General features: G+C 64.0%; 24 protein-coding genes and 1 tRNA gene. 12 read left to right on the forward strand and 13 right to left on the reverse strand.

Annotated features, from left to right (window positions below):
• The first annotated feature begins 193 nt into the window (after positions 1-193).
• The 4 genes from RP6297_RS10570 to RP6297_RS10585 all read left to right on the forward strand — a co-directional run bounded on the left by RP6297_RS10570 (position 194) and on the right by RP6297_RS10585 (position 3,113).
• Complete coding sequence (locus tag RP6297_RS10570; protein WP_012762507.1) at positions 194-877, forward strand: SCO family protein; 684 nt, start codon at positions 194-196, stop codon at positions 875-877.
• Positions 874-1,518, forward strand: a complete 645-nt coding sequence (locus RP6297_RS10575) for a hypothetical protein (protein WP_012762508.1) — start codon at positions 874-876, stop codon at positions 1,516-1,518. Before RP6297_RS10570 ends, RP6297_RS10575 begins: the two co-directional genes overlap by 4 nt.
• Positions 1,519-1,676: 158 nt before the next feature.
• On the forward strand, positions 1,677-2,462 hold the full coding sequence (locus tag RP6297_RS10580) for a bestrophin-like domain (RefSeq protein WP_012762509.1): 786 nt from the start codon (positions 1,677-1,679) through the stop codon (positions 2,460-2,462).
• A gap of 435 nt (positions 2,463-2,897) precedes the next feature.
• Positions 2,898-3,113: a cupin domain-containing protein gene (locus RP6297_RS10585; RefSeq protein WP_223293234.1), complete on the forward strand. Its 216-nt coding sequence runs from the start codon at positions 2,898-2,900 to the stop codon at positions 3,111-3,113.
• A gap of 423 nt (positions 3,114-3,536) precedes the next feature.
• Here the strand turns inward: RP6297_RS10585 and RP6297_RS10590 are convergent.
• The 5 genes from RP6297_RS10590 to speB form a co-directional block, all read right to left on the reverse strand.
• A tRNA-Ser gene (locus RP6297_RS10590) sits at positions 3,537-3,626 on the reverse strand.
• Between the two features lie 79 nt (positions 3,627-3,705).
• Positions 3,706-5,022 carry a serine--tRNA ligase gene (gene serS / locus RP6297_RS10595; RefSeq protein WP_037028289.1) on the reverse strand — a complete coding sequence of 439 codons (1,317 nt, stop codon included), beginning with the start codon at positions 5,020-5,022 and terminating at the stop codon, positions 3,706-3,708.
• Between the two features lie 79 nt (positions 5,023-5,101).
• Positions 5,102-6,409 (reverse strand): replication-associated recombination protein A, encoded by a 1,308-nt coding sequence (locus RP6297_RS10600; protein ID WP_037028287.1) that lies wholly within the window; start codon positions 6,407-6,409, stop codon positions 5,102-5,104.
• An 89-nt stretch (positions 6,410-6,498) separates the two neighbouring features.
• Positions 6,499-7,803 carry an MFS transporter gene (locus RP6297_RS10605; protein WP_037028285.1) on the reverse strand — a complete coding sequence of 435 codons (1,305 nt, stop codon included), beginning with the start codon at positions 7,801-7,803 and terminating at the stop codon, positions 6,499-6,501.
• A gap of 31 nt (positions 7,804-7,834) precedes the next feature.
• Entirely contained in the window at positions 7,835-8,794 is a 960-nt protein-coding gene (gene speB, locus RP6297_RS10610) for an agmatinase (protein ID WP_037028283.1), read from the reverse strand.
• A 187-nt stretch (positions 8,795-8,981) separates the two neighbouring features.
• Here speB and RP6297_RS10615 point away from each other — a divergent pair, with 187 nt between their 5' ends.
• On the forward strand, positions 8,982-9,824 hold the full coding sequence (locus tag RP6297_RS10615) for a LysR family transcriptional regulator (RefSeq protein ID WP_397467832.1): 843 nt from the start codon (positions 8,982-8,984) through the stop codon (positions 9,822-9,824).
• Positions 9,825-9,839: 15 nt separating this feature from the next.
• Here RP6297_RS10615 and RP6297_RS10620 read toward each other — a convergent pair whose 3' ends face one another.
• The 3 genes from RP6297_RS10620 to RP6297_RS10630 all read right to left on the reverse strand — a co-directional run bounded on the left by RP6297_RS10620 (position 9,840) and on the right by RP6297_RS10630 (position 13,403).
• On the reverse strand, positions 9,840-10,265 hold the full coding sequence (locus RP6297_RS10620) for a hypothetical protein (protein ID WP_037028281.1): 426 nt from the start codon (positions 10,263-10,265) through the stop codon (positions 9,840-9,842).
• Positions 10,266-10,311: 46 nt separating this feature from the next.
• On the reverse strand, positions 10,312-10,959 hold the full coding sequence (gene lolA / locus RP6297_RS10625; protein WP_037028280.1) for an outer membrane lipoprotein chaperone LolA: 648 nt from the start codon (positions 10,957-10,959) through the stop codon (positions 10,312-10,314).
• A 98-nt stretch (positions 10,960-11,057) separates the two neighbouring features.
• Positions 11,058-13,403 carry a DNA translocase FtsK gene (locus RP6297_RS10630; RefSeq protein ID WP_037028279.1) on the reverse strand — a complete coding sequence of 782 codons (2,346 nt, stop codon included), beginning with the start codon at positions 13,401-13,403 and terminating at the stop codon, positions 11,058-11,060.
• A gap of 219 nt (positions 13,404-13,622) precedes the next feature.
• On the opposite strand from RP6297_RS10630, the gene trxB reads away from it, so the two are divergent.
• The 3 genes from trxB to RP6297_RS10645 all read left to right on the forward strand — a co-directional run bounded on the left by trxB (position 13,623) and on the right by RP6297_RS10645 (position 16,019).
• The gene (gene trxB, locus RP6297_RS10635; protein ID WP_037028277.1) at positions 13,623-14,579 is read left to right on the forward strand and encodes a thioredoxin-disulfide reductase; all 957 of its coding nucleotides are present in this window, start codon (positions 13,623-13,625) and stop codon (positions 14,577-14,579) included.
• Between the two features lie 129 nt (positions 14,580-14,708).
• The gene (locus tag RP6297_RS10640) at positions 14,709-15,374 is read left to right on the forward strand and encodes a Smr/MutS family protein (RefSeq protein WP_037028276.1); all 666 of its coding nucleotides are present in this window, start codon (positions 14,709-14,711) and stop codon (positions 15,372-15,374) included.
• Between the two features lie 21 nt (positions 15,375-15,395).
• On the forward strand, positions 15,396-16,019 hold the full coding sequence (locus RP6297_RS10645; protein WP_037028273.1) for a trimeric intracellular cation channel family protein: 624 nt from the start codon (positions 15,396-15,398) through the stop codon (positions 16,017-16,019).
• A 41-nt stretch (positions 16,020-16,060) separates the two neighbouring features.
• Here RP6297_RS10645 and RP6297_RS10650 read toward each other — a convergent pair whose 3' ends face one another.
• From RP6297_RS10650 to RP6297_RS10660, 3 genes are read right to left on the reverse strand one after another with little or no spacing between them, the layout of a single operon-like run.
• Positions 16,061-16,399, reverse strand: coding sequence for a P-II family nitrogen regulator (locus RP6297_RS10650; protein ID WP_004631293.1), 339 nt, complete (start codon positions 16,397-16,399; stop codon positions 16,061-16,063).
• 11 nt (positions 16,400-16,410) lie between these two features.
• Positions 16,411-17,040, reverse strand: coding sequence for a class I SAM-dependent methyltransferase (locus tag RP6297_RS10655; protein WP_037028271.1), 630 nt, complete (start codon positions 17,038-17,040; stop codon positions 16,411-16,413).
• Between the two features lie 9 nt (positions 17,041-17,049).
• The gene (locus RP6297_RS10660; protein WP_037028269.1) at positions 17,050-18,687 is read right to left on the reverse strand and encodes an NAD+ synthase; all 1,638 of its coding nucleotides are present in this window, start codon (positions 18,685-18,687) and stop codon (positions 17,050-17,052) included.
• A 55-nt stretch (positions 18,688-18,742) separates the two neighbouring features.
• On the opposite strand from RP6297_RS10660, the gene RP6297_RS10665 reads away from it, so the two are divergent.
• Positions 18,743-19,975: a GNAT family N-acetyltransferase gene (locus tag RP6297_RS10665; protein WP_037028268.1), complete on the forward strand. Its 1,233-nt coding sequence runs from the start codon at positions 18,743-18,745 to the stop codon at positions 19,973-19,975.
• Between the two features lie 65 nt (positions 19,976-20,040).
• Here the strand turns inward: RP6297_RS10665 and RP6297_RS10670 are convergent, their stop codons facing one another.
• Positions 20,041-20,247, reverse strand: a complete 207-nt coding sequence (locus RP6297_RS10670; RefSeq protein ID WP_009277435.1) for a hypothetical protein — start codon at positions 20,245-20,247, stop codon at positions 20,041-20,043.
• A 301-nt stretch (positions 20,248-20,548) separates the two neighbouring features.
• Positions 20,549-21,076, reverse strand: a complete 528-nt coding sequence (ppa, locus tag RP6297_RS10675) for an inorganic diphosphatase (protein ID WP_004636370.1) — start codon at positions 21,074-21,076, stop codon at positions 20,549-20,551.
• 168 nt (positions 21,077-21,244) lie between these two features.
• On the opposite strand from ppa, the gene RP6297_RS10680 reads away from it, so the two are divergent.
• From RP6297_RS10680 to RP6297_RS10690, 3 genes are all read left to right on the forward strand, one after another.
• Positions 21,245-22,681 carry an aldehyde dehydrogenase family protein gene (locus tag RP6297_RS10680; protein ID WP_037028266.1) on the forward strand — a complete coding sequence of 479 codons (1,437 nt, stop codon included), beginning with the start codon at positions 21,245-21,247 and terminating at the stop codon, positions 22,679-22,681.
• Between the two features lie 40 nt (positions 22,682-22,721).
• The gene (locus RP6297_RS10685; protein WP_004636373.1) at positions 22,722-23,480 is read left to right on the forward strand and encodes an SDR family oxidoreductase; all 759 of its coding nucleotides are present in this window, start codon (positions 22,722-22,724) and stop codon (positions 23,478-23,480) included.
• Between the two features lie 122 nt (positions 23,481-23,602).
• Entirely contained in the window at positions 23,603-24,937 is a 1,335-nt protein-coding gene (locus RP6297_RS10690; RefSeq protein ID WP_037028263.1) for an MFS transporter, read from the forward strand.
• Positions 24,938-24,967 lie beyond the last annotated feature (30 nt).

A 24,967-nucleotide genomic window follows, 5' to 3' on the forward strand; every position in this document is an offset into this window, starting at 1 on the left:
GGCGAGTGCCCGCTGATGAATTGGGTAGCTCGCCAGCCAAGAAAGCCCGAGGGAATCTACACGCATGACTTTTTCGTACCTGGGCGCAGATGAGGGATGGCGCATGCAAGCGATCCACGAAAGCCCGGGCAGTACACGGCGGCCGTTGATTGGTCGGGATTCTTGCAGTTCGGCAGGCAAATGAAGATAGGGAATGCGTGATTCGCGAGAGGCACATGCCGGAAGGCGCCAGCAAGGCCCGGTGTCGAAGGCGCCCGGCCTCTGGGCGGCCGGGGCTGGCTGCCTGGTACTGAGCATCGCCTTCGTCATCGCACTGTATTGCTTGACGGCAGGTTTCAAGGTCTGGACCTTGGATGACCGCCGCAGCATGATGTCTGCGGACCGAAGTCTGATTGCACCACCCGTGGAGCTTCGCGATGAACGCGGCCGCAGTTTTGTGCCGTGGACCCCAACGTCCCGAGACGAGCATGTCTATCTGGTGGATTTCATCTACACGCGGTGCACCACAGTATGCGCGGCGCTGGGTTCGGAGTTCTTTCAACTCCAGCAACGTGTGAAAACGGGAGCGCTGGCGGGCCGCGTCGAGCTCCTGTCGGTTTCCATTGATCCCGCTCATGACGATGCGCGAAGCCTAGGCGCATATGGCAACCAGCAACATGCCGACCCAGCAATCTGGCGCATCGGCGCTCCGCTGACCACGGAATCAAAGGAAGCGCTATTGCGTTCGCTCGATGTGGTTGCCATTCCCGACGGGCTCGGCGGATACGTGCACAACGGCGAGATTCATCTCATCGACGCGCGTGGTGTCGTCCTCGGTCTTTACGATTACAGCGCGTTCGATGCCGCGTTGACGGCGGCTCAGCAGGTGCTGCGATGAAGCTCGCCGCCCGGTATTCCGCAACGCAGTTCTCTCTCCACCGCACATGGGTCGAGTGGTGCGCCGTCTTCCTGCCTGCCGTGTTATTGCTGGCGCCGATCCGCAACGCCGTCGAATCGTCCATGGCATTGCAGATGCTTGCTGAGTTTCCTTTCGTAATGGCATCGGGATTTGCAGCGTCACGCATGGTTTCGCGACGCATTGGCGATGGCCGCGCCTTTGAAGCAATCATGCACATGGGGCTGGTGCCTCTGCTCGGTGCAACTTTGTGCCTCATGTTCTGGATGGTGCCACTGGGACTCGATCTGGCCCGGCTTGATGCCGGCATCGATGCTGCCAAGCTGGCATCGCTGTTTATTGCGGGCGGCGCTCTGCAGCATGGGCTGCGGCGCGCGCCCGGCGGGGGGCTGGTTTTCTTTGCTGGAAACCTGATCTGGATGCTCGCCACGGTGGGCTTGCTGTTTCATGACACACCGACCCGTCTGTGCGCCAGTTATCTGATGGACGATCAACGCCTCACCGGAATCGGCTTAGTGGCGTACGCCATCGCGGTTGCCATTGGAATCGTCCTGCACCTGCGACGATTGCCTGGATTCGGATTTTCCTTCCTTGCGCAGGATCGGGATACTGACGAGCAATAGTGTCGAAGAGACTCAGTGACGCAGCGGTGTTAATTTGCACGGAATCCAGACCCAGGATTTGCGTGCGCTCATAGAACGGCTGATCAGATGGAATAGCAATGCCCCGCCAGCGATGGCGGACGCAAAATGAACGAAACTAACCCGAACGAACGATCCGAATGAACATCCTTGGTCGCTGCATTGCAATTGCCATAGCTACTTTTGCCTGTGCAATTGCCGGGGGCTATGTACACAAGCTGCTCCCCGCCGAAATCAGTCTTTCAGTGGATGTAATCAGATCGGTTTCCGGTTTGATTGGCACTCTTTTTGCCATTGTTTTAGGCCTCCTTGTATCCTCCTCCTACACCACCTTCAACAGCCATCAGGCCGACTTTAATTCACTGATCAATTCAGTCGCCAATATCGACCTCTTACTGAAGCAATTTCCTGATGTGTCTGATAAGCCAAGGCTTATGCTGCGGCAGATGGTTGTTCGCTTGCTGCGACGATACTGGCCCCGTGAGAGCAAGAAGCATGGCGGAGAGGTCAGCTACAGCCATCTGTCCGAAGATGTCGAGACGGTACTGGAGATCAACAGGCTCTCCGAGGCGTTCAGAAATATTACTCGTGACGATCTAAACTCAATCCGGCAATTCTCCAGCAACTTCATTTCCATTCAATCCAATATTGTCAGGAGCCTTTCTAGCCAAGTTCCGACGTTGCTTCTTGTCATTGTTTTTGGATGGGCCTGTTTGCTGTTCTTTCTTTATGGAAGCCTCAGCAGCGGCAGTGTGCTCGCGTTGTTTTTTCTGCTATTGGGTGCCATCGCCATCGCGAGCGCCAATTTTCTGATACTGGAATTGACCCATCCGTACCAAGGCATATTCAAGGTGTCTAGCGCGCCATTCGATTTGCTGCTGGAATCCATGATCGAAGAGAAGGATTCGTCGGGCCCACAGTCATAGCTGATTGCTGGCGGAAATCAGATTCTGCAGGGCAGCAACGAAGCGCTCTGTTTGCGCGAGGCCGTTGCCGATGCGCTGCCGAACATCCCACACATCCTTCTCGGCATGGGGCCTGCCTCCGTGTCAGCAGCAAACGCCCATGGCGCGCGCTCTAGGGTTGCTCCCCGCTACCCAGACTGCAGTACGGCGCTCTTTGGTCTTGGCTGTCGATCTGGTTCGCCACGCCCGGCGTCGCCGGCGAGTCTGATTCGCCCTTGCTTGTGCCGCAGAGGCCGGAACGGCAGCGAACCGACGCCACCATACTGGTACTGCTGAGGGGATTCACTACCACACTGGTACAGCGCAGGTGTGGACGATCCAGGGCTGCTGGAAGTATCACGAGTACCCCGACCAGCCGCAGACGGCGGGCTCCTACCTGTACGAGCCCGCGGCTCGGTGCATACCTTCTACACCCCCGAAGACAACACCGAAGACACCTTCACTATCGCCTGGATCGAAGGCGCGCAAGTCAGTTTCAACGAGGACGGCACGATCCACTGGCTCAATGACGCGGTCTCGATCCGATACGCGATCGAGGCCCTCGCGGCGGCACGCGGGATCGGCCCGGTGCCGTACGTCCGCGGCAATGGCGCCGACGTGGTCGGGTCCTGACCAAGACCACCTCATCGGCCCAGGGATTGGCGCCCGTTGGCTTTATCCACGACGGCTCGTCCGGGGCGATCAAGACGCCGTAAGCCCCGGCGGGCATTCCTGGCACCTGACATTGTGCGGGCCATGTTAGACGGTGCCCAACCGCCAAGCCTGACCTCGGATACGCTCAAACAGAGCGTCCCGTTGCCCATCGATTGGGCTGCCCGGCGCGCGCTGCTGGGATTCGCTTCGGCTTAACAACCCCGATATTGGGGTGTCCAAACCACCTAACGGTACCGCCGTACTGTCGCGCTGAGAATGGCGCCCTCAAACCCCTAAAAACTTGGGCCATCTGTACCGCCGAGAACGCGTAAACGACAAAGCCCCGCCAAGGGCGGGGCTTTGTTCGAACCAGGCCCCGTTTGACGGGGGCGCTGGACTTGCTGGCGGAGAGGGTGGGATTCGAACCCACGGTACCGTCGCCGGTACGCCTGATTTCGAGTCAGGTACATTCGACCACTCTGCCACCTCTCCGGTAACTGGGTCGCTGAATCGCGAAACCGCGACTATAACAGAATTTTACGGCCCGAATCAAGAGGGCCCACACAACCCATCAAGCAGCCGGTTTCAGCACTTCCTGGCCGCCCAGATACGGGCGCAGCACCGTCGGCACCGTGACCGAGCCATCCGCATTCTGGTAGTTCTCCAGCACGGCAACCAGCGTACGGCCCACCGCGAGGCCCGAGCCGTTGAGCGTGTGAACCAGTTCCGGCTTGCCCTGCGCGTTGCGGAAACGCGCTTGCATGCGGCGCGCCTGGAAGTCGCCCATGTTCGAGCACGAGCTGATTTCGCGGTAGGTGTTCTGCGCCGGAATCCACACCTCGATGTCGTACGTCTTGGTGCTGCCGAAGCCCATGTCGCCGGTGCACAGCACGACGGTGCGGAACGGCAATTCCAGCTTGCGCAGGATGTTCTCCGCGGCGTTCGTCATGGCTTCCAGCGCGTCGAACGACGTTTGGGGCTGCACGATCTGCACCATCTCCACCTTGTCGAACTGGTGCTGGCGGATCATGCCGCGCGTGTCCTTGCCGTACGAGCCGGCTTCGGAACGGAAACACGGCGAATGCGCCGCGAACATCATCGGCAGCGCATCGGCGGCGACGATCTCATCGCGCACGAGGTTCGTGAGCGGCACTTCGGCGGTCGGGATCAGGTAGAAGTTCTCGACACGTTCGCCGTCTTCGCCTTCGGCGCTGTGCCCCATCTTGCGCGGCACGCGGAACAGGTCTTCCTCGAACTTCGGCAACTGGCCCGTGCCACGCATCGAAGCAGCGTTGACGATGTACGGCACGTACGCCTCGGTGTAGCCGTGCTCAAGCGTGTGCGTGTCGAGCATGAACTGCGCGAGTGCGCGATGCAGGCGCGCCACCTGCCCTTTCAGGACGGTGAATCGTGCGCCCGACAATTTGGCGCCCGCATCAAAATCCAGCCCCAGCGCGGCGCCCAGATCGACGTGGTCCTTGACAGGGAAGTCGAACGTACGCGGCGTGCCTTCGCGGCGTACTTCCACGTTCTGCGTCTCGTCGCGTCCGGCCGGCACGCTTTCGTGCGGCAGGTTCGGGATCGACAGCATCAGGTCCTGCAACTTCGCCTGCACCACGTCGAGTTGCGCGGCAGACGCCTTCAGCTCGTCGCCGATGCCCGACACCTCGGCCATCACGCCCGATGCGTCCTCGCCCTTGCCCTTGAGCACACCGATTTGCTTGGACAGGCTGTTGCGGCGCGCCTGCAGCTCTTCGGTGCGGGTCTGGATGGCCTTGCGTTCCGCCTCGAGTGCGGCAAAGCCGGCAACGTCGAGCACGTACCCGCGATCTTTGAGGCGCGCGGCGACGGCGTCGATGTCTTTGCGCAGCAGTTGGATATCAAGCATGGTGGGAAAAGAAGAACCGGAGATTGCGAGCGATCTGAACGATCGAAAAGACCGATTTTATCGTACCGGCCCGTGGGGCTTATTTGTTGCGGGAGGATTTGTCGTGCTGGGCATGCCACTGCGCATCCAGCTCGCGCAAGTGCCGCAGTTTCTCGCCGATCTTGCCTTCCAGGCCGCGCGGCGTCGGCACGTACCAGTTCTGCGGCGGCAAATCGTCGGGGAAGTAGGTTTCGCCAGCGGCGTAGGCCTCGGGCTCGTCATGCGCGTAGCGGTAGGCATGGCCGTAGCCGAGTTCTTTCATCAGCTTGGTCGGCGCATTGCGCAGGTGCACGGGCACGTTGCGCGACTTGTCCTGGCTGACGAAAGCCCGCGCCGCGTTGTAGGCGTTGTACCCGGCGTTCGATTTTGGCGCGATGGCCAGGTAGATCACCGCCTGTGCTAGCGCCAGCTCCCCTTCCGGCGAGCCCAGGCGTTCGTACGTTTCCGCTGCGTCGAGCGTGATGCGGCCGGCGCGCGGGTCGGCCAGGCCGATGTCTTCCCACGCCATGCGCACGATGCGGCGCGCGAGGTAGCGCGGGTCGGCGCCGCCATCGAGCATGCGGCAGAACCAGTACAGCGCACCGTCCGGATCGGAGCCGCGTACGGACTTGTGCAGCGCGCTGATCTGGTCGTAGAAGGCGTCGCCGCCCTTATCGAAGCGGCGCAGATTTTCTGACAGCGCAGAGGCCAGAAGCGCCTCGTCGATCACCGGAACGGTATCGCCCTCGGCCTGCGAACGCGCGGCGCGGGTGACGATCTCAATGTTGTTGAGCAGCTTGCGGCCATCGCCGTCGGCCGACGCGACGATGGCACCGAGTGCGGCGGGCGTCCACTCCAGCCCGCCCAGCTCTTGGCGAGCACGTTCGGCAAGCTGCTTCAGCTCGTCGTCCGACAGGCTCTTGAGCACGTACACCGCAGCACGCGAGAGCAATGCGCCGTTCACTTCGAACGAGGGATTTTCCGTCGTCGCGCCGATGAAGGTGAACAGCCCGCTTTCCACGTGCGGCAGGAAAGCGTCCTGCTGACTCTTGTTGAAGCGATGGACCTCGTCGACGAAGACGAGCGTGCGTCGGCCATTGGCGCGAAACTGCTCCGCACGCTCCACGGCCTCGCGGATGTCCTTGACGCCAGACAGCACGGCGGAAAGTGCGATGAATTCTGCGTCAAACGCATTGGCCATCAGCCGCGCGAGCGTGGTCTTCCCAACGCCGGGCGGCCCCCAGAGGATCATCGAATGCGGCTCGCCGGAGGCGAAAGCCACGCGCAGCGGCTTGCCGGGCCCCAGCAGATGCTGCTGGCCGATCACATCGTCGGCGGAATGGGGGCGGAGGCGCTCGGCCAGCGGCATGTGGGCGGGCGCGTCCGGGAAGAGAGATGCGGAAGCGTTCATGCAGGGATTGTCGCAGAATCCGCCCGCCGGCCGCTTCCCCGGCAACGTCAGGCGGCGCGTACGTCCAACGCCGACGCCTCTGCGGCCGTCCTGCTCCGGCCGATCGAAAGCACGCAGATCAGCGACAGCGCCGCAAAACCGGCATAGAAGATCGCCATCGGCCACCACAGCGGGAAGAAGCGATCTGCCAGCACCGTGGCAAGCAGCGGAGTCAGGCCACCCGCAAAGGCGCCGCACACCTGATACGACAACGAGATCGCCGTGTAGCGGATGCGTGCCGCGAACATGCCGCTGACAAAGCCCGCGATGATCGCGTAATAGCCGGACTCGGCCAGCGTTGCGATGGCCACGCCTGCAAACACGGTATGCGCCTCGCCCATGCGGACCAGCGGCAGCATGATGAACGGCACGACCATCGCGAAGGCCGCGAGGATGACCAGCATGCGGCGCGTTCCGAAACGGTCGGCCAGCGTGGCCGCACCAAGCTGCACGAAGAACTGCAGCACGGCCACCCAGAACATGCAGTCGAGAATCATCGCGCGATCGAGCTGCAGGTACTGCGTGGCATACGAAATCATGAAGATGTTGCTGAAGTACACGCCCGCGATGCCGTACACGTTGGCGCCGATGGCCAGCGCGATCAGCGGCCATGCCTTGAGCGCCTCCGCCAGCGGCTGCTTCGCCACGTCGCCGGACGCCTGCATCGCCTCGAACGCCGGCGATTCGTTGACCGACATGCGGATGACAAAGCCCACGGCCAGCAGCACGGCACTCGCCAGGAAGGGCAAGCGCCAGCCCCACGCCAGGAAGGCCTCCGGCTCGAGCCGGCTGACGGCGGAAAACGCCAGCATCGACAGGATCAGGCCACCGGCGCTGCCCAGCTGCGCGAACGACGCGAAGAACGTGCGCCGGCCCTTCGGCGCGTGTTCGCCGGCCAGCAACACCGCACCGCCCCACTCGCCGCCCACGGCGATGCCTTGCAGCACGCGCAACGCCACCAGCGCGACCGGCGCAATCCAGCCGGCCTGCGCATAGGTGGGCAGACAGCCGATCAGCACCGTGGCAATGGCCATGAGGCTGAGTGTTCCCATCAGCGCCCGTTTGCGGCCGAGCTTGTCGCCGATGCGACCGAACAGCACGCCGCCGATGGGCCTGGCGAGAAACCCGATGGCAAATGAGCCGAACGAAGCCAGCAGGCCCAGCAAGCGGTTCTCTCCCGGGAAGAACAGCGGCCCGAAGACAAGTGCAGCCGCCGTGGCGTAGCTGTAGAAGTCGTACCACTCGATCGTGGTGCCGATGAACGATGCCATCGCCGCACGGCGCGGCTGGGCCGTCGATTGCGCTGTTTGCATGGGTCTCCTCTCCGTTCTTATAGGTGTCGCATCAGGCTCGGTATTCGACGCCGGGCAGCACACATAGCATCTCGAACGCCAAGTTGGCGCCCAGCAGAGCCGTCGTCCCGAACGGGTCATACGGCGGAGACACCTCGACCAGATCCGCCCCGACGATGTCGAGGCCGCGTGCGCCGCGCACGATCTCCAGCGCCTGCGGCACGGTCAGGCCGCCAATTTCCGGCGTACCGGTGCCGGGCGCATAGGCGGGGTCGATACCGTCGATGTCAAAGCTGATGTAGACGGGGCCACCCTGTACGCGAGCGCGCACCTCTTCCATGAGCGGCGTGAGCGAGCGGTGCCAGCATTCCTCGGCGGTCACCACGCGAAAGCCCTGTTCACGGCACCAGTCGAAATCCTCGGCCGCGTAGCCGGTACCGCGCAGGCCGATCTGCACGACGCGGCTGCAATCGAGCAGCCCTTCTTCCACAGCGCGGCGAAATGGCGTGCCGTGCGCGATCTTCTCGCCGAACATCGTGTCGTTGACGTCGGCATGCGCATCCACGTGGATCAGGCCGATGCGGCCGTACTTGGCATGCATCGCACGCAAGATGGGCAGCGTGACGGTGTGATCACCGCCCAGGCCGATCGGCCGGCAGCCGTCGGCAATGATCTCCCGGTAAGCCGCCTCAATGCGCGCGATCGAGTCATGCAGGTTGTATGGGTTGGTCGGCACGTCGCCGATGTCGGCCACGCGCAGTGAGTCGAACGGCGCAGCGCGCGTGGCCATGTTGTACGGCCGCAGGAGGACGGATTCTGCGCGGATCTGCCGGGGCCCGAGCCGCGCCCCGTTGCGGTTGGACGTGCCAAGGTCGAACGGCACGCCGACAAAGCACGCGTCCAACCCGGCGGCAGACGTGGCGGCAGGCAGCCGCATCATGGTGGTAATGCCGCCAAAACGCGGCATGGCGTTACCCGAAGCGGGCTGGAAGAGGTTGGCGCGGTCGTTCATGGCAGTCGCATGGTCACATCGTCCCGAAACGATGTAAGTAGTGTCAATACACTGCATTCTTGCCGATGGATTTCGCACGTAGAATGCGAAATCTCCGAATCAAACATCGATATATATCGATGTATCGACCACCGTGCTGGGACAAGCTTCCGATCTTGATCTGCGACTGATCCGCGTATTCCTCGCCGTGGTCGACGCGGGCGGCATCACCCCTGCCCAGGCAACGCTGAACGTGGGGCAATCCACCATCAGCACGCAGCTGTCCACGCTGGAGACGCGACTCGGCTATCGGCTATGCGAGCGCGGCCGCAGCGGCTTCCGGCTCACCGCGCGCGGCGAACGCTTCGTCGATTCCGCACGCAAGCTGCTGGGCGCACTCGACGTCTTCAGCGCGGAGGCCCGCAAGGTGGGTCGCACGCTCGTCGGCACGTTGAATCTCGGCTTGATCGGCCATGCGCCCGTCAACGCGAATGCGCGTATCAGCCAGGCCATCGAGCGCTTTCGGGAGCGCGATGAATCCGTGCATTTCACGGTCTCGGTGCGCCCGCCCGGGGAGCTGGAAGGACTGCTGCTCGACAGCAAGATCCACATGGCGATCGGCTATTTCTGGCACCGTGTGCCGGCGCTGGACTACACCACGATCTTCCACGAGACACAGCTTGCGTATGCGGGGCGCGGCCATCCGCTGTTCAGCAAGGCCGGGGACGTGACGCCCGCGCAGGCATTGGCGCACGCGTGGGCGTGGCGCAGCTATCCCCTGCCCGATGCGGCGGGGTCGCCAGCCGAGCGGCCGGTGACTGCAGTGGCCGACAACATGGAAGCGGTGGCCATGCTGGTGCTTTCAGGCCGGCACCTGGGTTACCTGCCGGAGCACTTTGCGGCGCCGTATGTGGCACAGGGCCTGTTGACGCCGTTGGCACCCGCTGCCATGCGCTACGAGGTGCCGTTCGACATGGTGGTGCGCCGCGACGCCCGGCGCAATGATCTGCTGGCCGCCTTCATCGCCGACATGAAAGCGGCCCACGCCTAGGAAAACGGCAAGCCGTCAGTTCGATGCCCGTTGCACCAACTCCATGAACGCCTTGGCCGGCAGCGGCCCATGACACGACTGGGTGCCGTTGGGCCCGCGCAGCAGCAGCCAGACGCTCTCGCTGGCCGGTGGCTGAATCACGAACGGTTGGTGCGCCGCAGCCTCAGGCAGACGCGGATCGACCGGCGCCTGGATCGGCACGACCTGCCCAGCGTGCCCCTTCACCAAGGCGCTGCACTCGGCGCCTGGCAGCTCGGTCGCGTGCAGGAAATCCTTGTTGACCAAGGCCTCGGCAAGCACCGTGTCAGGCGCGGTAAGGAAGGAATCGACGTCAAAACGGGACGCACCCGTGGAGGCGCATCCCGCAAACACGGCTGCCGCTGACGCTGCAGCGGCTACGGCGGCGGCTCGGTGCAGCGACGTGGTGAACGGCAAAGGCATGGTCGGTCTCCTGGTCTAGGACAGCAACGGCGCCGGCCTGCACGCGTCATTGCTTGATGACGTCGGCCCCTTTGGGCGGCGTAAAGCGGAACACGTTGGCCGGCAGTTGCGGATTCTTCTGGATGTTCGAGAACGTCAGCAAGGTCGTGTTTCCGAAGGCATCGCGCAGCTCCATCCCCTGCAGCTCGCCGCTGCGGAAACCAATGGCGATGCGTTCGAACTGGGTGTCCTTGGCCTTGGGGGTAAGTTCAGCCCAGTCGATGCCGTCTTTGGTACCGCCTTCCTTGAGCGTGAAGTTCTTGGCCAGATCGTTGCTGCCGAACAGGATGGCGGCCGGGCTGGAGCCCAGCGAGGCATCAAGCTTGCGCTCCGTGATCTGGTTCAGGTCCTTGTCGAAGATGTAGAGCGTCTGGCCGTCGGCCGAGAGTTGCTGCTCGTACGGCTTTACATAGCGCCAGACAAAGCGGCCCGGGCGCGAGAAAACGAAATCGCCGCTGGACGTGCCGGCCACGCGCAGCGGGTTACCGTTGGTGCCGCCCTTCACCTGCCGCTGCACGAACTCACCGCGCGCGGTGCTGACGTTGCTCACGAAGGCGTTGAGCTGTTCGACTGCCCCCGCGTAGGCGCCGGCAGACCATGCCGCCAGCGAGACCAGCCCGGCGGCCATCAGGTGACGTGCTTTCAACACAAACATAGGAATTCCGGTTTCAGTTGATCTTGTTATTAGTGGCCGGCCGCGCCGGAACATTCCGCCCGCGCGGTAACGCGATGTAACTGCAAATGCGGGCAGCGTCATTCCTCTTCGACGACGTTGCCGTTGCGGTTGGGCGCCAGGATTTCGCGGTTGCCGTTGCCGGACATGGCAGACACAAGGCCCGCCTTTTCCATGTCCTCAAGCAGGCGTGCGGCGCGGTTATAGCCGATGCGCAGGTGGCGCTGCACCAGCGAGATCGACGCGCGACGGTTCTTGAGCACCACGTCGACCGCCTGGTCGTACAGCGGATCAGCCTCACCGCCGCCCGCACCGACAAGGCCAGCACCGCCACCAAAGCCATCGACGCCGCCCTCGCCATCAGCCAAGCCGCCTTCGAGAATCCCTTCGATGTAGTTCGGCTCACCCTGCGCCTTGAGGTTATCGACGATGCGGTGGACTTCCTCGTCCGACACGAACGCACCGTGCACCCGCACCGGCAGGCCGGTGCCCGGCGCGAGATACAGCATGTCGCCCATGCCGAGCAGTGCCTCGGCGCCCTGCTGGTCGAGAATGGTGCGCGAGTCGATCTTGCTGCTGACCTGGAACGCGATCCGCGTCGGCACGTTGGCCTTGATCAGGCCCGTAATCACGTCCACCGACGGACGCTGCGTCGCCAGCACCAGGTGGATGCCGGCGGCACGCGCCTTCTGCGCAATCCGTGCGATTAGTTCTTCGACCTTCTTGCCGACCACCATCATCAGGTCGGCCAGCTCATCGATCACGATGACAATCATGGGCAGCTTGTCGAGCGGCTCCGGCGCGTCGGGCGTCAGGCTGAACGGGTTGGCAATCTTTTCTTCGCGCGCGGCGGCTTCTTCGATCTTCTTGTTGAAGCCGGCCAGGTTTCGCACGCCCATCTTGCTCATGAGCTTGTAGCGCCGCTCCATCTCGCCCACGGCCCAATTGAGCGCGTGGCCGGCCTGGCGCATGTCGGTCACGACCGGGCACAGCAGGTGCGGAATGCCTTCGTAGATGCTCAACTCCAGCATCTTCGGGTCGATCAGGATCAGGCGCACCGCGTCCGCCTTCGCCTTGTACAGCAGCGACAGGATCATCGCGTTGATGCCGACCGACTTACCGGAACCCGTGGTGCCGGCCACCATGCAGTGCGGCATCTTCGCCAGATCGGCTACGACCGGCTTGCCGGCAATGTCCTTGCCCAGCGCCAGCGTAAGCTGCGATGCGCTCTCGTTATAGACCTGCGAACCAAGGATCTCCGACAGGCGCACCGCCTGGCGCTTCGGGTTCGGCAGCTCCAGGCCCATGTAGTTCTTGCCCGGAATCGTCTCGACTACGCGGATCGACACCAGTGACAGCGAACGCGCCAGGTCCTTCGCCAAGTTGACGATCTGGCTGCCCTTGACGCCCGTGGCAGGTTCGATTTCGTAGCGCGTGATGACCGGGCCCGGATAGGCCGCCACCACCTGCACTTCCACGCCGAAATCCTTGAGCTTCTTCTCGATCAGGCGCGAGGTGAATTCCAGCGTTTCGGCGCTGACGGTCTCCACAACCGGCGGGATCGGATCGAGCAGCGCCAGCGGCGGCAGGTCGGAATCGTGAATATCGACAAACAGCGGCTGCTGCTTTTCGCGCTCCACGCGCTCGCTCTTGACCACGGCGGTCGGGCGCACGATCTGCACCGGCGGCGATTCTTCAATGCGCACGCGGCGCGTTTCGACCACTTCTTCGCGCTCGACCTTGGCCGCCTCGCCGATGGCCCGGTCCTGTTTGCTCTCCCGGCGCGTCTTGAAGCCGACGAACAGCATCTCGACGCCCGCACCGATCTGCTCGGCGAGGTTCAGCCACGAAAAATGGAAGAACAGCGACAGCCCGACCAGGAATGCAAACAGCAGCGCCAGCGTGCCGCCCGTGAAGCCCAGCGAATGCTGCATCGCACCGCCGATCACATCGCCCAGCACGCCTCCCGGTGCACGCGGCAGCTTCATGTGCAGCGAGTACATGCGAATGGCTTCCAAGCCCATGCTGGAAGCCAGGATGAGCGCAAAGCCGATCCACGTGACACTGGCATCAACACGCGCCGTGGAGGTGCGCGGAAGACGCTCGTCCGACATCAGCTCGCGCCAGCCGCGCCAGACCTTGCGCACGAGCAGAACAGCCCACCAGTAGGCGGACGCGCCAAAGACAAACAGCAGCAGATCGGCCAGCCACGCGCCCACGCGGCCGCCCAGGTTGCGGATCTCGTCGACCTGGCTGGCGTGGGTGAAACCGGGATCGGCCCGGTTGTATGACAGGAGAATGATCAGGAAGGCGATGGTCACCGCCAGCATCAGGAACCAGCGGACCTCCCCCAGCAGCCGGCCAATGCGGGACGGCAGTGCGGACGGATCGGTGCGGGTTGTCGGAGTGGTGGAAGCTCGAGCCATGCGGGAGACGCGGAGAGACGGATGTGCCGCTCGGGCGAGACCGCGCGGCTTGGGACAGCACAAGTACGATGCCAAGGATTGTAACGCGGCCCTATCACCGCCATTGGAATTTACAACCGGGCGGGCGAGGGGGTGCCACTTTATAATGGCGCCCATCACCCTCACCTAGCCTGCACGGCGGCGCTCCACCCCTCGTGCCGCGCACACAAAGAACGCATCATGGCAAAACACGCAAAAGTGCTGATCCTTGGCTCCGGCCCCGCCGGTTACACGGCCGCGATTTACGCTGCCCGGGCCAATCTGAACCCGGTGCTGGTCACCGGCCTGGCGCAGGGCGGCCAGCTGATGACCACCACCGACGTGGAAAACTGGCCCGCTGACAAGGAACACCTGCAAGGCCCCGAGTTGATGCAGCGCTTCCTGGAGCACGCCGAGCGTTTCAAGACCGAAGTGCTGTTCGACCACATCCACACCGCGCATCTGAAGGAAAAGCCGATCCGCCTGGTAGGCGATTCGGGCGAATACACCTGCGATGCGCTGATCGTCTCCACCGGCGCTTCGGCCCAATACCTGGGCCTGCCGTCGGAAGAGGCCTTCGCGGGCCGCGGCGTGTCTGCCTGCGCAACGTGCGACGGCTTCTTCTACAAGGGCCAGGAAGTGGCCGTGGTGGGTGGCGGCAACACCGCCGTGGAAGAAGCGCTGTACCTGGCCAACATCGCCAGCAAGGTCACGCTCATCCACCGCCGCGACAAGTTCCGCGCCGAGCCGATCCTGATCGACCGCCTGCATGAGCAGGAGAAGAAAGGCAAGATCGAAATCAAGACCAACATGGTGCTCGACGAGATCCTGGGCGACGACTCCGGCGTGACGGGCGCCCGCCTGAAGGGCACGAACGAGAACGAAGGCAAGGTCGAAGAGGTCAAGGTGGCTGGCGTGTTCATCGCCATCGGCCACAAGCCGAACACCGACATCTTCCGCGGTCAGCTCGACATGAACGACACGGGCTACATCCGCACGAAGAGCGGCCTGGACGGCATGGCCACGGCCACCAACATCCCGGGCGTGTTCGCCGCCGGCGACGTGCAGGACCACATCTACCGCCAGGCCATCACCAGCGCCGGCACCGGCTGCATGGCTGCGCTGGACGTCCAGCGCTACCTGGAAAGCCTGGAATAAGCTTCATCGCCCCGGGTCTCCCGGGCGCAGACAACGCGGCCGATGGGTGACCATCGGCCGTTTTGCCGTGTGCGGCGCCTTCGTATAATCGATAGACGCTCCACCCGACGTGCTCGCCCGCCCTTCACCATGAAACGCGCTTCTTCCTCCGCCAACAAGCTCAGCCTGACCGACCTGGTCAGTCTGCGTGACCAGCTCAAACACGAGACGGAGGCACGCGAAGCCGAGCGGCAGCGCGCTGAAGCCGCCGCCCGCAAGGCCGCCGAAGAGGCCAACGTGTTCCGAGCCAGCATCGGCGAGGTGAGCGCCCTGCGCCAGAACAAGCGCGTTGAACATCCGCGCAATCCGCCCGCGCCGGACCCCGTGCATTCGCGCGCCGAAGAGCAGACCGTCCTGCGCGATTCCCTGTCGGATGAGTTCGATGTGGACAACTTGCTCGAAACCGACGACACGCTGTCCTACCGTCGCCCGGGCATTGGCGACGACGTGCTCAAAAAGCTACGCCGAGGCGAGTGGGCCACGCAAGACCAAATCGACCTGCACGGCATGCGCCGCGAAGAAGCCCGCGAGGCGTTGGCCGCCTTCCTGCGCCGTGCCGTGCAGCGCGGCATCCGCTGCGTGCGCGTGATCCACGGCAAGGGTCTCGGCTCGCCCGACAAAACGCCCGTGCTCAAAGGCAAGGTGCGCTCGTGGCTGGTGCAGAAGGAAGAGGTGATCGCCTTCGTCGAGCCGCGCAACACGGCGGGCGGCGCGGGCGCCGTGCTCGTGCTGCTGCGCCAGCCGTACGGCTCCTGATCGCAGTCAGACGGGACACACATGCACGTAACGCGCCTGCAGTTGGTGATGCACTGGGTGGAGATCCTCGCGGTCTTCTCGTTTGCCATCTCGGGGCTGGCAGAGGCCAAACGGCGTCGGCTCGATGCTGTGGGCGCGTTCATCGTTGCGTTCCTGACCGCGTTTGGGGGCGGTACGCTGCGCGATCTTCTGCTGGATCGGCGGCCGTTCTACTGGATCGAGCACGAGCAATACCTGCTTGCGCTGTTCGTGATGAGCCTGTTTGCCAACTGGGTGATCCGGCTGGTGAGCCAGCTGGTTTCCGACCGCGTGCTGATCGTGGCCGACGCCATCGGCTTGGGGCTCTTTGGCGTGCTGGGCACGCAACTGGCGCTCGATGCGGGCGTGCCGGTCTTCGTGTCGGTGATGATGGGCGTGATCACGGCGGCCTTTGGCGGCCTGCTGCGCGACGTGGTCTGCAATGAAGTGCCCATGCTGCTGCGGGACAATCACCCGTACGCAACGTGCGCGTTTCTGGGGTGCTTCCTCTACGTCGGGCTGACGCACACGGACTTGCTGCCGAGCGTGTCCGTGGTGATCGCCACGCTGGCGATCGTGATCGGGCGGCTGGTGACGCTGCGCTGGAACATCACCCTGCCGCGTTGACCCACGCTGCCAGGCGCGAGCGCCGGCCAAACATTGCAGCTTCAGACCGCTGCTTCGTCCTTCTCGCCGGTGCGGATGCGGATCACCTGCTCCACCGGCATCACGAAGATCTTGCCGTCGCCGATCTTGCCGGTCTTGGCCGCCTTGACGATCGTGTCGATCACGTTTTCGACCTGGCTCTCGGCCACCACCACCTCGATCTTGATCTTCGGCAGGAAGTCGACCACGTATTCCGCACCGCGATACAGCTCGGTGTGGCCCTTCTGGCGGCCGAAGCCCTTGACCTCGGTGACGGTCAGGCCGGTCACCCCCACGTCGGCGAGCGACTCGCGCACTTCGTCCAGTTTGAAGGGCTTGATGATGGCGGTGATTTGTTTCATGGGTGTCTCGCTCACTGGTTGGTGAAGTATTCAAGCGTCCAATAATACTGGAGCCGGCTAATGCGCACATCCCGGGCGATGCCGGCCACCGTTTGCAGCAGCGTCGGATCGTCGGGAAAATTCTTCAGCACGTCGTGCTCGCTGCCGTCGCGCAGGGGGCGCCGCTGCCACGTGTTGCCATGTTCGTCGTTGTAGGCAATGGGCGTGCTCGAGCCAACCACATACTGGTTATCGAACCACAGCACGCGTACGCCGGGGCCCAAGGCGCGGTGCAGCCCTTCGACGTGCCGGCGCAAGTGCTGCAGCGGCACATGTGACCACCAGCAACCCGTCGTCATCACGTCGAACGTGCCGGGCGCGAAGGGCAGCGCATCGTTGTCGGAACGCACGAACGACGCCCCGGCGATGCCCTTGTCGCGGGCAATGCGCAGCACGGCGTCGTTGTAGTCCGCGCCAACGATGCTGCGCGCCTCCGTCATCGCCTCGGTCCAGAAACCGGTGCCGCACGCCAGATCCAGGACCCGCGCACCACGGGTCACGTCGCGCACGCGCGCCTTCAACCACGCCAAGTCGCCCTGCCGCTCGGGCTTCGTGTAGATGCGCTCGTATTCGGGCGCGCGCTTGGCGTAGTAGTCGAGCATGACCGCGGCTTACTCTTTGAAGCGCGACGTGATCGGATACCGCCAGTCGCGGCCGAACGCGCGCTGCGTCACGCGAATGCCCACCGGCGCCTGACGCCGCTTGTATTCGTTGATCTTGATGAGGCGCACGATCTTGTGTACGTCGGCCTCGGCAAACCCATTCGCGATGATGTCGGCCACCGGCTGGTTCTGCTCCATGTAGCGCTGCACGATGGCGTCGAGCGCATCGTATTCGGGCAGGCTGTCCTGGTCGGTCTGGTTCTCGCGCAGCTCGGCCGATGGCGCGCGGGTCAGGATGCGCTCGGGAATCACTTCCGACAACGTATTGCGATAGCGGCACAGCCGGTAGACCAGCGTCTTGAAGATGTCCTTGATGACGGCAAAACCGCCGGCCATATCGCCGTACAGCGTGCAGTAACCGACGGCCATTTCGCTCTTGTTGCCAGTGGTGAGGACGATGCGGCCGCTTTTGTTGGACAACGCCATCAGCAGCGTGCCGCGAATGCGCGCCTGGATGTTCTCTTCCGTCGCATCTTCGGGCAACCCGCGGAACTCCTCCGCCAGTGCGCCCTTGAATGCGTCGAACATCGGGCTGATGGCGATTTCGTCGTACTGCACGCCAAGGCGGGCCGCCATGTCGCGCGCGTCCACCCACGAGATATCTGCCGTGTAGCGCGAGGGCATCATCACCGCGCGTACACGGTCGGCGCCCAGCGCATCGACGGCAATCGCAAGCACCAACGCCGAATCGACGCCGCCCGACAAGCCGATGATCGCGCCCGGGAAGCCGTTCTTGCCGAGGTAGTCGCGCACGCCCAGCTTGAGCGCCTCGTACACCTGGGCTTCGAGCGAGGCCTCCGGCACGATCGTACCCGGCAGGGCGCGTCCGCCATCGAACTGAACGTAGCCGACGCCCTCCACAAACTGCCCCATCCGAACGACAACGTTGCCTTCGGCATCAAGCACGAACGAGCCCCCGTCGAACACGAGTTCATCCTGCCCGCCGACGAGGTTTGCATACACATGCGGCAAGCCCGATTCCTTCACACGCGCACCGATGATCCGCTCGCGCAGGTCTTCCTTGTCGAGGTGGTACGGCGAGGCGTTGGGGATCAACACAACCTGCGCGCCGGCGGCCTTGGCATAGGCCGTGGCCGTGGCGTACCAGGCGTCTTCGCAGATGATGACGCCGAAGCGCGTGCCGTCCACTTCGAACACAAAGGGCTCGGTGCCGGGCTGGAAGTAGCGCTTCTCGTCGAAGACCTCGTTGTTGGGCAGTTCCAGCTTGTTGTACCGGCCGACCACACGGCCATCCACGGCCACCGTGGCGCTGTTCGTGGGCTTGGGCAGCACGCCGGGCGCCGGGGCTTCCAGCGAGAGTTGCGGGTGCCCGATCAGCACGTGCAAACCCGGGAAGGCCGCCAGCTCGGCGATGAGCGCGTCGAGCGCACGGGCGCTGGCATCGACAAAGGCCGGGCGCAGCAGCAGGTCTTCGGGCGGATAACCGGTGAGCGACAGTTCCGGCGTGAGCAGGATGCGCGCACCAGCCTGGTGCGCTTCGCGCGCGGCGGCGACGATGCGGGAAGCATTGCCGGCGAAATCGCCGACGGTGCAGTTGATCTGGGCGAGAGCGACAGAGACGGTCATGGGGGCAATGTGGATTGCAAGCGCGGCATCCGAAGCTCGAATTAGAATCGGCGGCATGACCTCTCGCCCCCTTGCTCCCGAGCCTCAAGCGCGCGCTGGTTCGCGACACGAATTGGCCGATTATCGCACGCGACTTGTGACCGATCTGCGTGACATCGGCCGCGATGCCTGGGATGCCCTGCTCGCCCTGCAGCCCGAGGCAACGCCTTTTCTGCGCTTCGATTTCCTGCACGCCCTGCATGCGAGCGGCAGCGCATCGCCCGACACCGGCTGGTCGCCGCAATACCTGACGCTGTGGCAAGACGGCCCCGACGGCGAAGTGCTCGCTGCAGCCGTACCGCTGTACGTGAAAGGCCACTCCTATGGCGAGTACGTCTTCGACTGGGCGTGGGCCAATGCGTATGCGCAGCACGGGCTGGAGTACTACCCAAAATGGCTGTCGGCCGTGCCGTTTACGCCGGTGCAGGGTGCTCGGTTGCTGGCGCGGGAAGCGGCTGCGCGCGCAGCGCTGGTCGAAACGTTGCTGGCAGTGGCGCGCCAGAGCGCGTTGTCATCGCTGCATGTGCTGTTTCCCACTGCCGGTGAAGCCGAGCAACTGCGCAGCGCCGGCATGCTGCTGCGGCACGGCGTGCAGTTCCACTGGTGCAATCCGGGCTTCGCCAGCTTCGACGACTTCCTGGCCGCGCTGGAACAGAAGAAGCGCAAGAATATCCGCGCGGAGCGTCGCCGCGTGCATGAGGCCGGCATCACCTTCCGTCACGTCCCCGGCGCAGCCGCCACGGACGCCGACTGGCGCTTCTTCCACCGGTGCTATCGCACCACTTACCGCGAGCATCACTCGTCGCCGTATCTGAACCTGGAGTTCTTCCGCCAGATCGCTCGGACGATGCCGGAAAACCTGCTCCTGGTGATCGCCTCGCGTGATGGCAATGACATCGCCAGCGCGCTGCTGGTGATCGACATGCGCCCCGAGGCGTCCGTCATGTACGGCCGCTACTGGGGCGCGATCGAGCATCACCCCTGCCTGCACTTTGAGACGGCGTATTACCAGCCGTTGACGTACTGCATCGCGCACGGCATCCGCACGTTCGAAGGTGGTGCGCAAGGCGAACACAAGATGGCACGCGGCTTCGAGCCCGTGGCGACGCTGTCGGCACACTGGCTGGCGCACCCCGCATTTGCCGATGCCGTGGGCAGGTTCCTCGACCGCGAAACGGCCGGCATGGAAGCGTATCTGGACGAACTGACGGACCGCTCGCCGTTCAGGCAGCGGCCGGGATCGGACTAGCAGGGGGAAAACAGCGGAGGGGGGAAAGACAGCGCCCGCACGAACGGCGGACGCGGTGGCGCAGCTTAGTGCTCGGCAGGTTTCTGCTGGGCGATCACGCAGTGTGCGGCGTTCGAATCAACCGCCATGGAGGGGACAGCCATGGAGGGCGATGCGACGGCACGCTCGCCAGCGTGGGCTGCGTCCGGCGGCCCAACCAGCAGCGCCCACGCGGTAAATGCCGCCATAGCCACGGCGGAGAGCACGGGAACGACAACAGTCTTGTTCAACATCGCAGTACCGGGGGTTGGAGTCAAACTTGCCCGGGAGTCTAGAGGGGTCGTTTCCGATGGGCAAATGAGCGTTTCTTAAATCTCTGTGTAGCAGAACTACCGGGCGGTAAGTATGCGCTATGCGTGAAAAATACCATGGAACGCATACAACGGGCCCACCCGGCCACAGATGGCGCCCCGATGCGAGTCGACGAATCTCCGCGCGTTACACCGATGACGGCTTTGCAAAGAAAAAATCCCGGCGCTCCATCCGGAGGCCGGGATTTGTAAGACACGCCGTACAGCGAAATCGTGAAATTGCTTACTTCTTATAGTTGGCAACGCCGTCGGCGATTTCCTTGTGGGCTTCCTCAATACCGCCCCAGCCTTCGACCTTGACCCACTTGCCGGCTTCCAGCGCCTTGTAGTGCTCGAAGAAGTGCTTGATCTGATCCAGCAGGTTCTGGCCGACGTCCGACAGGTCGGTCATGTGGGCCGTTGCGGGGCTGAGCTTGTTGACCGGCACGGCAACCAGCTTGGCATCCACACCGGATTCATCCGTCATCTTCAGCATGCCCAGGGCACGGCAGCGCACCACGCAACCGTGGATGAGCGGGAACGGCGTGACGACCAGCACGTCGACCGGGTCACCGTCGCCCGAGAGCGTCTGCGGGATGAAGCCGTAGTTGGCCGGGTAGCGCATGCCGGTGCCAACGAAGCGGTCTACGAACAGCAGGCCGGTTTCCTTGTCGGCTTCGTACTTGACCGGATCGCTTTGCGCCGGGATCTCGATGATGACGTTGAAGTCGTTGGGGATGTCCTTGCCCGGCGAGACGTTGTTGAAGCTCATGGAAATGCTCCGGAATGCGCGAAGTGCGTAAAAACGCGACGCAAATGGTTGGAAAGAAGCCTAAAAAACTGTCGGCGGGCATTATAGCCCCTCACACCCGGCCGCTTGCCCTACCCGGCGCGCGCGCGTGCGAAAATCGCGCGTTGCCGATCTTTGCAGGAACCCCCCATGCATGCCCAGCACTTCATCGCCAACCGTCTGATGTCGCCCGATTCGGGGCTGCGCATCAAGGTGTTCGATCCGTCCGACGGCCAATCCTTTGCCGAGATTGCGCGCGGCAACGCCACCGACATCAACGTGGCAGTGCATGCCGCGCGGCGGGCGTTCGAAGGCGTGTGGGGTCAACTGGCGCCGGCCGAGCGCGGCCGTGTGCTGATGCGCGTAGCCGTGCGCCTGGCCGATCACGAAGAAGAACTCGCCCGCCTGGAAGCCCGCGACACCGGCAAGCCCATGCGCCAGGCGCGCGCCGATGCCCGCGCCGTCGCCCGCTACTTCGAGTTCTACGCCGGCGCCGCCGACAAGCTCCACGGGCAGACCATCCCCTACCCGGCCGATACCACCGTGCTGACCGTGCGCGAGCCGCATGGCGTGACCGCGCACATCATCCCGTGGAATTACCCGATGCAGATCTTCGGGCGCAGCGTGGGCGCCGCATTGGCAGCCGGCAACGCGTGCGTGGTCAAGCCGGCGGAAGACGCGTGCCTGTCGGTCCTGCGCGTGGCGGAGCTGGCCGCCGAGGCCGGCCTGCCCGATGGCGCACTCAACATCGTGACGGGCTATGGCCACGAAGCCGGCGCGGCTCTGGCGGCGCACCCCGGGATCAACCATGTGTCGTTCACGGGGTCGCCGGAAACGGGCAAGGCCATTGTGCGAGCGGCCGCCGACAACCACGTGCCCGTCACGCTGGAACTGGGCGGCAAATCTCCGCAAATCGTGTTTGCCGATGCCGATCTGGAAGCGGCCATTCCGGCCGTGGTGAACGGCATCATCCAGAACGCCGGCCAGACCTGCTCTGCAGGCAGCCGCGTACTGATCGAGCGCAGCATCTACGAGGCAATGCTGGACCGGCTCGCCATGGTGTTCGAATCGATCAGGGTCGGCCCGTCGTCGCTGGATCTGGATTGCGGCCCGCTCATCAACCCCAAGCAGCAGCAGCGCGTGTGGGATTTCGTCTCGGATGCGCAGCACGCCAACATTCCGGTGATGGCGCAGGGCCAGGTGGTGCCTGAGGCGCCCGAGACCGGCTATTACCAGGCGCCAATGCTGCTGCGGGATGTGCCCCACACGCACCGCCTCGCCCAGCAGGAAGTGTTCGGCCCGCTGCTGGCCGCCATGCCGTTCGACACCGAAGCCGAAGCGCTGGCCCTGGCCAACGACACACCGTACGGCCTGGTGGCCGGCGTGTGGACAAACGACGGTGGCCGCCAGATGCGCCTTGCGCGCAAGCTCAGGGCCGGCCAGGTCTTCATCAACAATTACGGCGCGGGCGGCGGCGTTGAACTGCCCTTCGGCGGAACGGGCCAGTCGGGGCACGGGCGCGAAAAGGGCTTCGAAGCGCTCTACGGCTTTACCACGCTCAAGACCATCGCCATCCGCCACGGCTAAGGCACAACGCAACATTCCACCCACAACACGAGGAGACACCATGCGGCTTGCCGGCAAGATTGCCATCGTCACGGGCGCGGGTTCAGGCTTTGGCGAGGGTATCGCCAACACCTTTGCCCGCGAAGGCGCACGCGTCGTCGTCAACGACTTGAATGCGGAGGCCGGTGAGCGTGTAGCCAGCGCCATTCGCGTGGCCGGCGGCGATGCGCATTTCGTGCAGGCTGACGTCTCCAATGGCGATTCCGTCGCCAAGCTGCTGGGCGCCACGCTGGCGCGCTATGGCGATCTGCACATCGTCGTGAACAATGCCGGCACCACGCACAAGAACAAGCCGTTGCTGCAGATCACCGAAGACGAGTTCGACCGCGTGATGGCTGTCAACGTGAAGAGCATTTACTGGACGGCACATCACATCGTCCCGCACTTCCGGGAGCGCGGCGGCGGCGTGTTCGTCAATGTGGCGTCCACCGCTGGCATCCGGCCGCGGCCCGGGCTCGTCTGGTACAACGCCAGCAAGGGCGCCGTCATCACAGCCAGCAAGGCGATGGCGGCCGAGCTGGGCCCCGACAAGATCCGCGTGAACTGCGTGAACCCGGTAATGGGTGCCACGGGCCTCATTGAGCAGTTCATGGGCGTACCCGACACCCCCGAGAACCGCGCGCGCTTCCTGGCGACGATCCCGATGGGGCGGCTCTCCACGCCGCAGGATGTGGCCAACGCATGCCTGTACTTGGCGTCGGACGAAGCCGAGTTCATTACCGGCGCGTGCCTGGAGGTGGACGGCGGGCGCTGCGTATAAACCCTGCCGGCGGGCGTCTTGGCGCGCCCGTCCGAGAAGCGCAGAATGCTGTGGCGGTTTTCCAGGCCGAGGTAGGTAACGAGGAGCACTCGGCCTGAACTCACAATAACTCTGGAGACCCGATGGCCACCACCACCCCACCCACCTCACCGGTCGGCGGCGCAGGCACGCTGCCGCCCCAGTCCGCAAGTGCATTTGAAGAAGCCACCTACCGCAAAGTGACGTGGCGCCTGGTTCCGTTCCTGCTGCTGTGCTATGTGGTCGCGTATCTCGATCGCGTCAACGTGGGCTTTGCCAAGCTGCAGATGCTCAACGACCTCAAGTTCAGCGAGACCATCTACGGGCTCGGCGCCGGCATCTTCTTCATCGGTTACTTCCTCTTTGAAGTGCCGAGCAACGTGATCCTGCACCGCGTGGGCGCACGCATCTGGATCGCGCGGATCATGATCTCGTGGGGCATCATCTCGGCGGCCATGATGTTCGTGACCACGCCGGCCATGTTCTACGTGATGCGCTTCCTGCTGGGGCTGGCAGAAGCCGGCTTCTTCCCGGGGATCATCCTGTACCTCACGTATTGGTATCCGGCGCAGCGGCGCGGGCGCACCACCACCTTCTTCATGACGGCAATTGCGCTGTCGGGCGTGATCGGCGGCCCCATCTCGGGCTGGGCGATGAAGGCGTTTGCCGGCGTCTACGGCCTGGCCGGCTGGCAGTGGATGTTCCTGATCGAAGGCATTCCGTCAATCATCGTCGGCATCGTCGTGCTGGCGTATCTGGACGACCGCATCAGCCACGCGAAGTGGCTGACTGACGAAGAGAAGGCGCTGCTCGCGCGCAACATCGCCGCGGAAGACGCCGAGAAGGAAGACCCGCCCATCCGCACCGTCATGGCCAGCCCGCGCGTATGGCTGATGAGCCTGATCTACTTCACCTTCGTGATGGGCCTATATGGCGTGAGCTTCTGGCTGCCGACGCTGATCAAGCAGACCGGCGTGGCCGATCCGTTCTCGGTCGGCCTGCTGACGGCGATTCCGTACGGCGCAGCAGTCGTCGCGATGGTCCTGGTGGCACGCAGCGCCGATCGCCTGCGCGAGCGCCGCTGGCACATCGCGATTCCCGCAGTGGTGGGCGCGGTCGGGCTCGTACTGTCAGCCGTCTGGCACACCGACACCATGCTGGCCATGGCCGCACTCACGCTCGGCACCATGGGCATCCTGACCACGTTGCCGCTGTTCTGGAGCCTGCCGACCGCATTCCTGGCGGGGACCGGCGCGGCCGCCGGCATTGCGCTGATCAATTCGCTGGGCAATCTCGCGGGCTTCCTGAGCCCCTACGCCGTCGGCTGGCTAAAAGACTCCACGCAGAGTACCGATTCGGGCATGTACATGCTGGCCGCATCGATGGTGCTGGGCGCGATGCTCACGCTTTCCGTGCCGGCGCGGATGGTGAACAAATAGGCGCCATCACCCGCAAGAAAAAAGGCCGGG

The organism is Ralstonia pickettii, from assembly GCF_016466415.2.
Classification (GTDB): domain Bacteria; phylum Pseudomonadota; class Gammaproteobacteria; order Burkholderiales; family Burkholderiaceae; genus Ralstonia; species Ralstonia pickettii.